The sequence below is a fragment of the bacterium genome (genome assembly GCA_022616075.1).
Classification (GTDB): domain Bacteria; phylum Acidobacteriota; class HRBIN11; order JAKEFK01; family JAKEFK01; genus JAKEFK01.
On the sequence record JAKEFK010000006.1, the window covers coordinates 1 to 14,374 of the forward strand.

The 14,374-nt window shown below is 49.4% G+C and carries 11 protein-coding genes; 8 read left to right on the plus strand and 3 right to left on the minus strand.

Annotated features, from left to right (window positions below):
* Positions 1-12: 12 nt before the first annotated feature.
* A complete protein-coding gene (locus L0156_00460) occupies positions 13-2,499 on the minus strand; it encodes an oligopeptide transporter, OPT family (GenBank protein MCI0601463.1) in 2,487 nt (828 codons plus the stop codon).
* Between the two features lie 173 nt (positions 2,500-2,672).
* Here L0156_00460 and hslV point away from each other — a divergent pair, with 173 nt between their 5' ends.
* The 8 genes from hslV (at position 2,673) to L0156_00500 (ending at position 10,764) form a co-directional block, all read left to right on the plus strand.
* Positions 2,673-3,203 carry an ATP-dependent protease subunit HslV gene (gene hslV, locus L0156_00465; GenBank protein MCI0601464.1) on the plus strand — a complete coding sequence of 177 codons (531 nt, stop codon included), beginning with the start codon at positions 2,673-2,675 and terminating at the stop codon, positions 3,201-3,203.
* The gene (gene hslU, locus L0156_00470) at positions 3,203-4,585 is read left to right on the plus strand and encodes an ATP-dependent protease ATPase subunit HslU (protein ID MCI0601465.1); all 1,383 of its coding nucleotides are present in this window, start codon (positions 3,203-3,205) and stop codon (positions 4,583-4,585) included. Before hslV ends, hslU begins: the two co-directional genes overlap by 1 nt.
* Positions 4,586-4,808: 223 nt before the next feature.
* Entirely contained in the window at positions 4,809-5,936 is a 1,128-nt protein-coding gene (locus L0156_00475; GenBank protein ID MCI0601466.1) for a fibronectin type III domain-containing protein, read from the plus strand.
* A complete protein-coding gene (gene dapF, locus L0156_00480) occupies positions 5,933-6,799 on the plus strand; it encodes a diaminopimelate epimerase (protein ID MCI0601467.1) in 867 nt (288 codons plus the stop codon). The genes L0156_00475 and dapF overlap by 4 nt, the downstream gene beginning before the upstream one ends.
* Positions 6,796-7,557 (plus strand): fumarylacetoacetate hydrolase family protein, encoded by a 762-nt coding sequence (locus L0156_00485; protein ID MCI0601468.1) that lies wholly within the window; start codon positions 6,796-6,798, stop codon positions 7,555-7,557. Before dapF ends, L0156_00485 begins: the two co-directional genes overlap by 4 nt.
* A gap of 88 nt (positions 7,558-7,645) precedes the next feature.
* Positions 7,646-8,140 (plus strand): hypothetical protein, encoded by a 495-nt coding sequence (locus L0156_00490; GenBank protein ID MCI0601469.1) that lies wholly within the window; start codon positions 7,646-7,648, stop codon positions 8,138-8,140.
* Positions 8,141-8,221: 81 nt separating this feature from the next.
* The gene (locus L0156_00495) at positions 8,222-9,478 is read left to right on the plus strand and encodes a hemolysin family protein (protein MCI0601470.1); all 1,257 of its coding nucleotides are present in this window, start codon (positions 8,222-8,224) and stop codon (positions 9,476-9,478) included.
* A gap of 116 nt (positions 9,479-9,594) precedes the next feature.
* The gene (locus L0156_00500; GenBank protein ID MCI0601471.1) at positions 9,595-10,764 is read left to right on the plus strand and encodes an aminotransferase class I/II-fold pyridoxal phosphate-dependent enzyme; all 1,170 of its coding nucleotides are present in this window, start codon (positions 9,595-9,597) and stop codon (positions 10,762-10,764) included.
* Between the two features lie 52 nt (positions 10,765-10,816).
* Here the strand turns inward: L0156_00500 and L0156_00505 are convergent, their stop codons facing one another.
* Both L0156_00505 and polA read right to left on the minus strand, forming a co-directional pair.
* Positions 10,817-11,470, minus strand: coding sequence for an MBL fold metallo-hydrolase (locus L0156_00505; protein MCI0601472.1), 654 nt, complete (start codon positions 11,468-11,470; stop codon positions 10,817-10,819).
* A 38-nt stretch (positions 11,471-11,508) separates the two neighbouring features.
* Positions 11,509-14,211 (minus strand): DNA polymerase I, encoded by a 2,703-nt coding sequence (gene polA / locus L0156_00510; protein ID MCI0601473.1) that lies wholly within the window; start codon positions 14,209-14,211, stop codon positions 11,509-11,511.
* Positions 14,212-14,374 lie beyond the last annotated feature (163 nt).

Below are 14,374 nucleotides of genomic sequence, written 5' to 3' on the forward strand. Positions count from 1 at the left end.
CCTACCAAACGATCAAGCCTGTTTGGGGGCGAACAAGCGGCCTCTGCCGGTCATTAGCAAAATCCCCACAAGGATCAGGAATGGAATCAATGGCAAGACGTTTTCAAGCGGACCGTGGAAGAAGGGATTGTTAGCGACAGACCATTCTTGAATTCTTCGATCATAATCTGTTAACACGCCAGCCAAAAACGCAATTACGATACCTGCGATCGCACCGCCTGCGATATAACCGGAAGCCATCAAAACTCCCTGACTTTTATCTCCTTCCGCAACCAGTTGTTCTTCTGTCAAATTCTTATGGCGAAGTCTCATGCGAATCTTGCGATCCACAAGCCATCGGATTAAACCGCCGATGAAGATTGGACTGGAGGAAGAGAGAGGCAAATAAACACCCACCGCAAAAGCAAGCGATGGAATTCCGGACATTTCCAGAACAATTGCGATCATTGCGCCGAGAATCACAAGCCCCCATGGTAACTGCCTGTTCAAAATTCCTTTGATGATATAAGACATCAACGTCGCTTTCGGCGCATCGAATTTATCAACCTTCGAACCGTCCGGCCGCACGCGATGAACGCCGTTGATTCCGGGATCTACAAGATAAACCGGTGTTCCATCTTCTTTTACGAGATAGCGTCCCGAAGGGCCGCCCGTTTCATCGATTTTGTGCCATACACGATATGTATTCGAATCGGTGGATTGTTGTGGACCTTGGAGCTGCTCGCTTCTGCCCAATTGTGAAACATCGCCCCTCATATCGGCAGGAAAATTCTGCTGTATTTTGTAAACAACTTTCCCAGAATCATCAATCAAGTATTCACCTGGCGGCAAATCCGGCACCGCGTTTTGATCGTTGCGAAACACGCGATAACTGCGCGCATCCGGTTTGATGCTCTCTTCATAAACGGGTAGGGACGCACCCGCAGCGGACGGTATTTGGACAACTTTTTGCACGCGTTCAAATGAAGTTTGCGGAACGTAAACTGTGCCTGTGTTGTTCAAAGCCAGAAGGATCGGACCCAGGATCACTGCTGAGCCGAACGCGCCGATCAATATTGCCAACTGTTGGAGACGAGGCGTTGAGCCAACTAGGAACCCAGTTTTTAGATCCTGCGATGTGGTCCCGCCATTGGATGCTGCAATGCAAACAATCGCTCCCACGGAAAGCGCGGTTACGTAATAAGCGGGGCCGGTCCAGCCAATGATGAGAAAGACCAGACAGGTCAGGAGCAGGGTTGCAACCGTCATTCCGGAGATCGGATTGGACGAAGAGCCAATTTCTCCGGTTAATCGTGAAGAAACAGTAACGAACAGGAATCCAAATAAAATAATCATGATCGCGCCCAGCAAGTTCATGTGAAGATTGCGTGCCGCCATGATCCCGATTACCAACAGAACGATCCCTCCAAGAACATACTTCATCGAAATGTCTTGATCTGTTCTCGGCGCTGACTCACTGGCAGCCTTTCCGCCTCTCAGGTCTCTAAGACCTCCTTTCAAGCCGTGCAAGATAACAGGCAAAGAGCGGAAAAGACTGATGATTCCGCCCGCCGCTACTGCGCCTGCGCCGATATAAAGGACATAAGCTCCGCGCACTTGATCTGGATGAGTCATTTCGCTGATCGGAACAGAGCCCGGTGGGAGCACTCCAGGAATTGAATTACCAAAGAATTTGATAATCGGTATTAGAACAAGGTACGCCAGCACACCACCCGCGCACATGATCGATGCAATACGGGGCCCGATGATGTATCCGACTCCTAAGAGCGCAGGAGAAATTTCAGTTGAAACCGAACCAAACGTAAAAGGAGCTCCAAAGATTTTCTCTGGAATATCTTTCCAGCCCTTTAGCGCCTTCATGATGGTCATGTAGACAAAACCGATGCCGAATCCGGTGAAAATGGTTACGGCGCTGGTGTGTCCGCTGTCCTCCAGGGTTCCCGCTTTTGCCGCCACTTCCTTGGATTCTTCAGAAGCGCCGGCTTTTAATACTTCTGCGCAGGCCGTACCTTCCGGATATTTCAAAGAGCCATGTTGTTGAACGATCAGAGCGCGCCGCAAAGGAATCATCATCAAAATTCCAAGCAATCCGCCCAGCACCGCTACGAGCATTACGCGTGCAATATCCAGATCGAATCCCAGGATCATGATGGCAGGCATGGTCACGCCGACACCGAAGGCAATCGATTCTCCCGCCGAACCGGTCGTCTGAACGATGTTGTTTTCCAAAATCGAGGCATTGCGCATTCCGACGTTTGAGAGGATCCGGAATAGAGTGATGGAAATGACAGCAACAGGAATAGAAGCACTGACGGTTAAACCGACTTTCAAAACAAGGTACAGCGAGGAGGCGCCGAAGATCATTCCCAGAATAACTCCGACAATTACAGGAGCAAGTGTAAACTCAGGAAGTTTTGCTTCGGGTGGAATGTAAGGACGAAACGAACCGGCTGGCGGTGCCGTTTCCTTGACCAACAATTCTTCGGTAGCTGTGGGCATACGGATTATCCTCGCTGGGAAATTTTCTTACATGATACGCTCAAGAAGGTCGACTAGCAATAATGTAGCACAGGCGTCCCGCCTGTGCCCACAGCCGGGACGGCTGTGCCACTTTCTTTAGCCTTGTTTGACAAGGGTATAGCACCATATTATATTAACCGTCCTCAGAAAAAATGTTTCATGCAACCACCATCCTCTGTGTTCGCCATAACGGCAGGGTCGCCATGGCCGGTGACGGTCAAGTAACAATCGGCGATATCGTAGTCAAGCAGGGAGCCAGAAAACTCCGCAAACTCTATAACGATCGTGTGCTTGCAGGCTTTGCGGGTTCAGCAGCCGATGGAATGGCGCTCTTTTCAAAATTTGAATCGAAGCTCGAGGAATTTCGCGGCAACCTGAAACGCGCGTCCGTGGAGCTTGCCAAAGAATGGCGCACAGACCGCATTTTGAGACGCCTGGAAGCGCTCCTGATTGTGGCAGATCTGGAAAACTCTTACCTCATCTCGGGGTCAGGAGACCTTATTGAGCCGGATGATGGAATCCTGGCGATCGGTTCGGGAGGCGCATACGCTCTCGCGGCTGCGCGCGCGCTACTACAGTATTCGAACTTATCCGCTAAAGAGATCTGCAGGGAATCGATGAAACTGGCTGCAGAAATTTGCATTTATACCAACAGCAGCATTTTGGTGGAGGAGCTTTCCTGATGGCCATTCCGCTGCCCGCCCGAATGGAGCCTGCACAGGAAGACTTCACTCCCAAACAAATTGTTCACGAGTTGGATCGACACATCGTTGGCCAGAAAAATGCAAAAAGGGCGGTAGCGATCGCGCTTCGAAACCGGATGCGGCGCCAGAAGCTTCCGCCTGAAATAGCGGATGAAATCGCCCCGAAAAACATCATCATGATCGGTCCGACCGGAATTGGCAAAACCGAGATCGCACGGCGGCTTGCCAGACTGGTGCGTTCGCCTTTCTTAAAAGTAGAAGCGACCAAGTATACGGAAGTCGGTTACGTCGGCCGCGATGTAGAATCGATGATTCGTGATCTCACCGACATTTCTGTCGACCTGGTCAAACAGGAAAAAATGGCTGAAGTGGAAGAGATGGCCAACAGAAATGCCGAGGAACGGATTCTGGACCTTTTGATTCCGCCTTCTTCGTTTAGCAGCCCAGGAGTTGATGAAAAAACGGAACACGAAAATCGCCGCAAAGATACGCGCGAAAAATTGCGCACACAACTTCGTTCCGGCGCGCTCGATCAGAGAGTTGTTGAACTCGACGTGAAAGAGCGTCCTTTTTCCTCCTTTTCTATTTTTTCGAATACGGGTATTGAAGACATCGACATCAACTTAAAAGAAATGATGCCCGGCCTCTTCTCCGGAAAAACAAAGAAACGAAAAATGCGTGTAGAAGAAGCGCGCCAGGCATTGCTGCATGAGGAAAAAGAAAAACTCATTGACATGGAACAGATTGCTAAAACTGCGATCTCTCGCGTAGAGCAGGGTGGAATGGTTTTCCTGGATGAGCTGGACAAAATCGCCGGAAAACAAAGCGCGCAAGGCCCTGACGTCAGCCGTGAAGGCGTTCAGCGCGACCTGTTACCGATCATCGAAGGAACAACGGTGAATACACGCTACGGTATGGTGCGAACCGATCATATTCTTTTTATCGCTGCGGGCGCATTTCATGTTTCCAAACCATCCGATTTGATTCCTGAATTGCAAGGACGTTTTCCCATTCGCGTTGAGCTCGATCCTTTGAATGAGTCTGACTTCGTCCGCATCTTGAACGAGCCGGAAAATGCCTTACCCAAACAGTACGCTGCTTTACTCTCCACGGAAGGTGTCGAGCTGGTCTTCTCCGATGATGCGATTGCACAAATTGCGCACCTCGCGGCTGAAGTGAATGACCGGACTGAAAATATTGGCGCACGCAGATTACACACAATTCTTGAAAAGCTGCTGGATGAAGTCTCCTTCGATGCTCCCGAAATGCAAAAACGGAAAGTGGTGATTGATCGCGAATATGTTGACAGAGTGCTGGTAGATATTGTAAAAGATCACGACCTCAGCCGATTCATTCTGTAAAGAATTTACCGCAGAGGACGCGGAGACCGCCGAGAAATAAATAGATTTTTTACTCTGCGTTCTCAGCGATCTCTGCGGTGAAAAAAATAGGAAATTCCGGATGCGCAATGTTCGGTCGAACCATACACGAATTTTTTTTCTCTTTCTAGCTATAGCTTCCGTTATCTTAACGATAACGTGTGGCAAGAAAGCGCCCCCGTCACCGCCGGTCCCCCTCGTTCCTATGCCTGCTCTTGAGACGAAAGTCACTCAAGCCGGAGAATCTTTACTCTTTTCCTTCAGACTACCGGAATTAAGCTCGGATGAAAAAACACCAGCAGAAGTGGGAAGGCTCGTGATTTATCGCTTCAAGACTCTGCGAATCCCACCAGCTGCACCCCCGACACAAACGGCTCCTGCCCAAACGCAGACCTCCCCACAAGCACAGACAGCTCCGCAAACGCAAACAGCGCCGCAAACACAGACACAGACTCAAACTCAGCCTAAACCGGTCGAAACGGCGCGAACCATGACCGAATTAGAGTTCGAAGAGCAAGCAGAACAGATTGCTGAAATCCCGGCGGAGAAAATCGATTCTTATATGCGTGATAATTATTTCATCTATCAGGATAAACGCGATATCAAGGCCGGCTCGGAAGATCTCACAAGTTGGTTTTATTACGGCGTTCAGCTTTACAGCAAGAAAAACAAGAAGAACCAGTTCGGGCGGCTCGTAGCGCTCTTTCCTGATATCGTTCCAGAAGCGCCCAAACAATTCGTGGCAAAAATTTCAGAGAAGTCGATCGATTTGAGCTGGGCTCCAGTAACCACCGATCTATCCGGTAAGCCATTGCCCCCCGGTTCAGTCGTTTACAACGTGTATAGAGGAAACAACGCAAATTTTGCTCCGATTACACCAATCAACCCTGGACCGGTATCGACTCCGTCTTATGCGGATGGGCAATTCCAATTTGGGAAACCGTACTACTACTTCGTTCGCGCTGCTTTGAACACGCAACGGCGAGAGCAAGAAAGTGAGCACTCCAACGTTATTTTCATTTTCCCGCAGGACATTTATCCCCCATCCGCGCCACAAGAACTAAACATCGTTGCGGCGAGGGAAGGAATGGTTTTGATTTGGTCCCCAAACCCCGAAGAAGATGTCGCGGGTTACAACATTTTCCGGAAAGTCGAAGGGGAAACTGAATTCAAAAAACTCAATACCAAGCTGATCCGCGAAACCACCTATGCCGATGCGGATGTCAAACCAGGCTTCAAATACTATTATCAAGTATCGGCGGTAGATAAGGCGCCGTCTCCGAACGAGTCTTCTCGTTCGAGTGAAGTGTCCGAGGAAAAAAGGAATCCGTGAAATTTGGAAAGTTAGAAAGCCTGCCGGATGCAATTCCATTTGCCAAACTTTCCGCCTCGGCAAATGATTTCATCGTTCTCGACAATCGCGAGGATTCTTTTTCAAACGTCGCTTCTTTGATTGCCCAGCGCGTTTGCGCAAGACGCTACTCTGTGGGAGCGGACGGACTCATTCTTGTAGAAAACTCGAACCGCGCCACCGCGCGGATCCGTTACATCAATCCCGATGGTGAGGAGTTCAACACTTGCGGAAACGGCGGCCGCTGCGCCGCGCGGTACACTCATCTGTTTGTAAAACCCGATCAACACATCACGATGGAAACCAACACCGGTGTGGTGAAAGCCGAAATTGTAAATCGATCCGTTAAACTTCAGCTCGTAAATCCCACAGAGGTCAAGCTCAATCTGGAACTTCTGCTGGATGGAGAAGTCTTTAGAGGACACTACGTTCAGGTCGGCGATCCGCACTTCGTTGTTCCTTTTAAGAACATCAGGAACATCGATTTCGTGACGCTTGCACGCAAATTGCGACATCATCAGGGGCTTGGTCCTGCCGGCGCGAACGTTCATTTCATCGAACCCGTCGAGCGCAATCGCATCAAAATACGGAGTTTTGAAAGGGGAGTGGAAAACGAAACGCTCGCATGCGGCAGCGGATGCGTTTCAAGCGCGGTTTCCACTTTCCGTGACGGGAAAACGGATCCTCCTGTGACGTTCGAACCACATTCCGGCATCCCGGTTTCGGTGCATTTTCAAGCTTCGGAGGAACTCGGCGAAATTTATCTGGAAGGGGATGCCCGGCTCGTCTATCGCGGAGAATTTACACGGGAAGCGCTGTTCGGATTTCCGGAGAATCTTGCGTGATCCTTCACCTCTACAGAGTTCTTTTTGGTGAGGAGATTCACTACGCTGTTCTGAACGAGGGCTTGTTCTATTTCGTGGATCCCAAAAATCCAGCCGCGCTCATCAGCTCAGATCACATTGCCCCGGCCAAAGATTGCAGAATCCTGACACCTACACAGCCTTCGAAAATTATTTGTGTGGGACTCAATTACCGCGATCATGCACTGGAGCGAAACAAACCTATTCCGGAAGAGCCGCTGTTGTTTTTGAAACCACCAAGCGCGCTTCTGGCTCCAGGATCTTCCATCACGCTGCCGTCGCTTTCCAGGCGGGTGGATCCGGAAGGAGAACTCGCTATTGTCATCGGGGAAGCCGCATCACGCCTTGAATCGCCGGAAGTGGCCGCGCGCTGCATACTCGGCTATTCCTGTTTTAATGATGTGACCGCGCGCGATCTTCAGGATAAGGACGTTCAATATACTCGCGCCAAGGGTTTTGATACTTTCGCGCCCTACGGCCCTTGCATCGCCATCGGAGTGGATCCTTCTGATCTGGCAATCACGACACGAGTAAATGCCGAAGTTCGTCAAAATTCCAGGACCTCGCAGTTGATATTCACGCCGCTTTACCTTGTCTGGTATGTGTCGCAAATCATGACCCTTCTACCCGGTGATGTGATCTCCACCGGCACTCCATCCGGCATCGCGCCGGTTCAATCCGGTGACGTGATTGAAGTAGAAATTGAGTCGATCGGGATGCTCCAAAATAGCGTTCTGTAGCGTATTTCCGCGATCTCTCGAAAATTGACTCCCCCCATCCTACGTGGTACTCTATTCCCATACCTCCCGAAAAAATATGCTTGTAGAATTGAAAATTGGAGATAAGGTGATCTATCCGAATCACGGCCTTGCGGTCATTGAAAACATCAATGAGCGCGCGATCGGAGAACGGAAAATACAGTTCTATAACCTTCGCATTTTCTCAAACAACTCCCGCGTAATGATCCCTTTTGAAGCAGTTTCCAGCGTCGGCTTAAGGAAAATCATTTCTCAGAAGGAAGTGAACAAGCTGTACAGGATTCTCCAGAACGGACTCATCGACGAATACGACAACTGGATGGGTCGTTACCGCGAGAATCTCGAGAAAATGCAGAGCGGGTCGATTTTTAAGGTCGCCGAAGTCCTGAAAAACCTGTTTTATCTCAGCAACCAGAAGGACCTCTCCTATCGCGAAAAGAAGATGTTTACCAAAGCTCGCTATCTCATCGTCAGTGAGCTGATGGAAGTCCAGGAACTCCCTGAACAGGACGTAGAAAAGAAGCTCGACCGCGCACTCGGAAAGTGCGTCAAAAACAAAAAGTGAACCGCCAAGGCGCCAAGGACGCCAAGAAAGTTCTTCTTCAAGAATCTTGGCGATTTGGCGTCTTGGCGGTTAAATAGTCCGGTGCAAATCCTGATTGGCTTTCTCTTAGCCCTAATTGCCCCATTATTGCTTGCCCTTTCCCTGCTGGATCTTTCGCTCCGTTCTCTGAACTACTACAAAATCAACTCGATTCACCGGCAGGGAAATGAAAAAGCGAAGAAACTGTTTTCTCTGTTATCCTCACCGGAACGGGCGATTTCAGTCCTCTTATTCTTGAAATATTCGTTGATGGCAATCTTCTTCATTCTCCTTGGAATGTGGATTCTATCCTTGAAGTTCAGCCCCGCATACAAGTTGATGCTAGTGCCTTTTTTGCTGGCCGCTGCGATTGTTTTGCTCGAGTATATTCCCCGCATGGTTGCGGTGCACAATCCGGAGCGGATTGCGTTTACGCTGCTGACCCCTTTCGCGCTGGTTCTGAAATTGAACGAATATTTGCCGCTGCCGCAGGCCTGCGAGCGAATCGCCTCAGGATTCTTACGGTTGTATGGTTTCAAGAGCCGGAAGATTTTTTCTGAATATTCGGTGAACGAGATCAAAATGTTCCTGAGTTTGCGTCCTGAAAAAGCGGATGGGCAGCTGCGGAAGCAAACCTTCGACTCGAAATTCGCCGATTTTTCAGGCAGACGCGTCAGGGAAGTGATGGTCCCCAGACCTTTTGTAAAAGCTGTGGAAATCAATATACCGTCACGGATCCTCCTGAATACAATTCAGGACAACAACTACTCCCGGATACCGGTTTACCGTTCCAATCTCGACAACATTCTGGGTATATTGCACGCCAAGGACATCATCGGAGCGGAGGCAGGATTCTCACTGGAAAACTATCTTCGACGTCCCTTTTTTATCCCCGAAACGGCGACGGTTCACGATGCGTTTCAAAACATGCGACGAAACAGAGCGCATCTGGCAATTGTCGTGGACGAATATGGTGGAGTGGATGGAATCGTGACTCTGGAAGATTTGATCGAAGAACTCCTCGGTGAAATCCATGATGAGTACGATGAGGACGTGGAAATGCTCCACAAAGTAACCGAACACAACTGGCTCCTTGAAGGCAATCTTCCGGTCAAAGACCTCAATCACAACCTGGGAGTTGATCTCCCGGAAAATCCCAGCTACACAACGGTTGCCGGTTTCCTGCTCTCGATTCTGGATAAGATTCCGGCAGAAAAACAGGAGATCTCGTACGGAACTCTTCGTTTTCGCATCGAGAAAATGCAAGGAAACAAAATCTCGAAAATTTCCATCAAACTTCCGCAGAATGTCAACTTGTAGTTGCAGAGCATTTGCCACATCAGAGGGTTGCTTATTCTCATACCACGATCTGATATCCATGAATGCACGTTCCAAATGTGCGGCAAATGCTCTGCCACTACGGTTATAATCACAACATGCCGAAGATATCGAAGAAAGCTGGCCTCTTTACTGAATCCGTAATCCGCGAAATGACGCGGCTCTGCAACCTTCACAATGGAATTAATCTCTCTCAGGGTTTTCCTGATTTCTCCGCTCCTCACGAAATGAAAGAAGCCGCGGTCAAGGCGATACGGGACGATGTAAATCAATACGCAATCACCTGGGGCTCGAAAAATTTACGGAACGCCATTGCTGAGAAATGCGCCCGGTTCAACGGAATGAAAATCGATCCCGAAAAAAACATTACTGTCTGCTGCGGATCCACCGAAGCGATGATCGCGTCGATTCTTGCCACGATTGATCCTGGCGATGAGATCATCGTGTTTGAACCGTTTTACGAGAACTACGGTCCCGATGGAATTCTTTCAGGCGCCGTTCCCCGATTCATTTCTTTGCGCGAGCCGGATTGGAGTTTCGATCCTGAAGAGCTGGAACGTCTCTTCAACAATCACACGCAAGCAATCATTCTCAATACACCCAACAATCCAACCGGCAAAGTGTTTTCGCGGGAAGAGCTTGAGTTTATTGCCAGGCTGTGCCGGAAATGGGATGTGATGGCGATCACCGATGAGATTTATGAGCACCTTGTTTACGACGGAAATAAACACGTAAACATGGCAACCATAGATGGGATGGCGGATCGCACAATAACAATCAATGCAGCTTCAAAAACCTACAGCGTGACCGGATGGAGAGTTGGATATGCGATCGCGAGTGAACATTTAACTTCGGCGATCCGGAAAGTGCATGACTTTCTGACAGTGGGTGCGCCGCATCCGCTGCAAGAAGCTGTCGCTGTCGCCATGCGTTTCGATGAATCCTACTACACGGAACTTGCTGGCGAATATCTAGAGCGTCGAAATTATTTGATGAAGGCGTTGGAAGAAGCAGGGTTCCGGTGTTTCAAACCATACGGCGCCTACTACATCATGACGGACATAACCGGTTTTGGATTTCCCAATGATACTACTTTCGCCCGCAAACTAATTCAAGAAGTCGGTGTTGCTGTTGTGCCTGGAAGCAGTTTTTATCACCGTCAACAAGATGGCTATCGCAAAGTCCGCTTCGCGTTTTGCAAGAAGATGGAAACCCTCAAGCGCGCTGTCGAACGGCTTACTGATTTGAAATCTCGAATGCGCCCGTAAACAAAGTAGCTCGGGCGTCTCGCCTGAGGCATACGCAGACGGGACGTCCGCGCTACGTTCGCAAAAAAGGATTGGATTTTCGCTCTTCCCCAATTGTCGTTTCCGGTCCGTGTCCTGGAAGCACCTGCACCGAATCTTCCAGTACGAGCAATCTTCCATGAATCGAGTCCAGAATCTGATCGTAGTCGCCACCCCAAAGATCCGTTCTGCCGATCGATCCCGCGAAAAGAGTATCACCCGTGAAAACCAGACTCTCTTCACCGCAAGCGTGAAAACAAACAGAGCCCGGTGTATGCCCAGGTGTGTGAATCACTCGAACTTTACCACCATCGAACGCAAATTCCTGATCCTGACGCAACGAACCCTCGCCAGCCCGCGGTTGTTTCGCCATTAACTGCGCTGGGGTTACGCCAAACAACTGCGCCTGCATCGTCAAATCCTGATACAGGAATTGATCGCCCGCGTGATAATAAACCGGCGCTGACGACTGCGCATGCACCGCTTCAATTCCACCAACATGATCGATGTGCGCATGCGTGATCAGAATTGCTTGAATGTCCAACCTTTTTCTTTCCAGATAAGCAATCAAATCCGGAGACTCCGCTCCAGGATCAATCAGGAATGCCTTGCGGGACGTCTCATCAGATAACACATAGCAATTGCATTGAATCGGACCGACAACGATTGAATCAATTCTCCAGCTCATTTTTAACTCACCGCAGGCGAGACGCCCGCGCTACTTCGTTACTTTGCCTCACGCCAGTTTTTTCCGATGCTCAAATCCACCGTTAGTGGCACAACCAGTTTGCAAACCGATTGCATTTCTCTGCGGATGATTGCCGCAGCTTCGTCCTTTTCCCTTTCCGGAACTTCAAAGACCAGCTCATCATGAACCTGCATCGTCATCTTCGTTTGCATCTTCCTTTGCTCCAACTCCTTTTGAACGGCAAGCATGGCCAGTTTGATGATATCTGCTGCCGATCCTTGCAGCGGTGAATTGATCGCCGCGCGCTGAGCTGCCATGAAAACCATGCGGTCCCTGCTCCTGATTTCCGGGATGTAGCGGCGCCGGCCGAACATGGTGGTGACATACCCATGTTCCAAAACAAATTGTAACGTCTGATCAAGATATGCTTTCACCTTCGGATACTTCCGAAAGTAACGATCGATGTATTCTTTTGCCGCCTTCTGTTCGATTCCAAGAAGCTGCGAAAGCCCAAATGGAGATTGTCCGTAATTAATGCCATAGTTGATTGCTTTCGCCTGATTCCGGATCTCCTTCGTCATTTTTTCCATCGGCACATCGAAAACTTCGGACGCAGTTCGGGCATGAATGTCTTCGTCTTTTAAAAACGAATCGATTAACGTCTCATCGCCCGAAAGGTGAGCCATTACGCGTAATTCAATCTGGGAATAGTCAGCGGAAAGAAGCCAGTTCCCCTCTTCCGCAACGAAAGCTACGCGGATCAACCGTCCCCACGGAGTTCGGATCGGAATGTTTTGCAAATTCGGATCTACGCTGCTCAGACGTCCGGTGGCAGCAACCGTTTGCTGATAGTTGGTGTGCACCCTTCCGGTTTTCGGATGAATCATTAATGGCAACGCGTCTACATATGTTGATTTGAGTTTTACAAACTGTCTGTATTCCAGAATTTTTCGCGGGAGCTCGTAATCCTTAGCCAGCTCCTCCAGCACTTCCACGCTTGTGCTGAAATCTTTTGTCTTGCGAGTTTTCTTGACCATCGGCAGTTTTAGTTTTTGAAAGAGGACCTCGCCGATTTGTTTTGGCGAATTGATGTTGAACTCTTCACCGGCAAGCTCGTGAATCTCGGCCACAAGTCGATCGACATTCTTTCCCATTTCTTCCGACAGGCGGTCTAGCGTTTTCGTGTCGATCTTGACTCCATTCCATTCGATTTGCGCGAGCACTTCCAGAACAGGAAGCTCCAGATCAAAATAAATTTTTGCTAGATTTTCTTTTTTAAGATCCTCTTCCAACCTTGAAGTTAAAGCCAGGTACAGGTCGACTCTTTCGCAGCAGTAGTCGCACATTTCGCTGTCCGCGAGATCCGCAATCGAACGCTGCTTTTGCCCGCTCCCGATCAGACTTTTGAGTTCCTTGGTTTGATATTGCAAATATTCTTTCGCCAGATCTTCCACCGTGTGACCGTGACGGCTCGGATTCAGAACGTACGACATCAACATCGGATCCCAGCGCGCGCTCCGCATTTGAATTCCTCGCGCGCGAAAAATCAGAATCTGTTGTTTCAGGTTGTGCGCCACTTTTTCAATCGCAGGATTTTCCACCAACGGCCTGAGTTTTTCCAGAACAAGTCTTTCTTCTAACTGTTCGGTAAACTGTCTATGTCCCACAGGGATGTAATAGGCTTCACTGTCTTTAACGCTGATCGATATCCCAACCAGTCCTGCTTGCAATGGAAACTCTGAATCCATTTCACAGCAGATCGAAACGCGACTGGATGTCGAAATCGTTGCGATCAAACCCTCAAGTTTCTCCTGAGTATTGATGATTTGATACTGAGTCTTCCGCGAAGAGAGATCGGACAGGAACTCGTTCAAGATGGAATAGAACTCCAGATTCAAAAAAAGCTTTCGGGCTTCTTCGGGCGCCGGTTTTGTGGCTTTTAGTTCGCTGATCTGGACCGGAATCGGAACGTCTTTCTTAAGCTCAATCAACTGACGGCTGAGCTCCAGATCTTTTCTGAATTCCGTAATCCTTTCACGATGCGCCTTCTTCTCGATTTTATCGATGTTGGAAAGTAGGTTTCCCACCGAGCCAAACTTTGCGATTAGCTCCAGCGCACCCTTGGGTCCGATCCCTTTGACGCCAGGGATGTTGTCAATGCTGTCACCCATGATGCTCAAGACTTCGACGATTTTGCCGGGTTTTACGCCCCATTTTTCCTCGACAGCCTGCTCATCGTAGACGAAGTAATCTTTCATGGGATCGAGGGTGTAGATCAGGTCGGCGTCGTCGACAAGCTGGAAAAGGTCTTTGTCGGAGGTGACGATTACCCCCACGTAATTTTCCGTTTTGCATCTCTCCATCAGCGTCGCAATGACGTCGTCGGCCTCGAAACCGGGCTGCTGGAGGATGGGCAACCCCAGAGCGTGACAAATTTCCTGGATCAGAGGTAGCTGCTGGCTCAGGTCGTCAGGCATATCGGGACGATCAATCTTGTAGGCTTCATACGAATCATGGCGGAAAGTGCGCTCAGGGCCATCCAGGGCCACCGCAATGTAATCGGGCTTTTCCTCATTCAGGAGCTTCCGGATCATGTTGGTAAAGCCGTACAGGGCATTCGTCGGGAAACCCTTGGAATTATTCATCTTAGGCAGGGCGAAGAACGCGCGGTAGATGTAACCGTATCCGTCGATGATGTACAGTCGTGGACGTTTGATTTTATGGAGCTCCGTTCGATTCATCAAATAGTCACGAGTACTGAGTCATGAGCAATGAGACCGGCTGAAAACATTCATTGCTCATTACTTTGGCACTTATGAGGGCAGTACAAGGTTACGGGATGAAGGCTTTTTGCGCAAGCCTTTTTGAGGTTCGATCAGCGACAGATTTCGCTTGAATAAAACA

Bases quoted from the DNA above. Each gene is read 5' to 3' on its own strand.
- hslU (MCI0601465.1), top strand. From the start codon at position 3,203: ATGGCCATTCCGCTGCCCGCCCGAATGGAGCCTGCACAGGAAGACTTC.
- L0156_00505 (MCI0601472.1), bottom strand. From the start codon at position 11,470: ATGAGCTGGAGAATTGATTCAATCGTTGTCGGTCCGATTCAATGCAAT.
- L0156_00460 (MCI0601463.1), bottom strand. From the start codon at position 2,499: ATGCCCACAGCTACCGAAGAATTGTTGGTCAAGGAAACGGCACCGCCA.
- hslV (MCI0601464.1), top strand. From the start codon at position 2,673: ATGTTTCATGCAACCACCATCCTCTGTGTTCGCCATAACGGCAGGGTC.
- polA (MCI0601473.1), bottom strand. From the start codon at position 14,211: ATGAATCGAACGGAGCTCCATAAAATCAAACGTCCACGACTGTACATC.
- L0156_00475 (MCI0601466.1), top strand. From the start codon at position 4,809: ATGCCTGCTCTTGAGACGAAAGTCACTCAAGCCGGAGAATCTTTACTC.
- L0156_00500 (MCI0601471.1), top strand. From the start codon at position 9,595: ATGCCGAAGATATCGAAGAAAGCTGGCCTCTTTACTGAATCCGTAATC.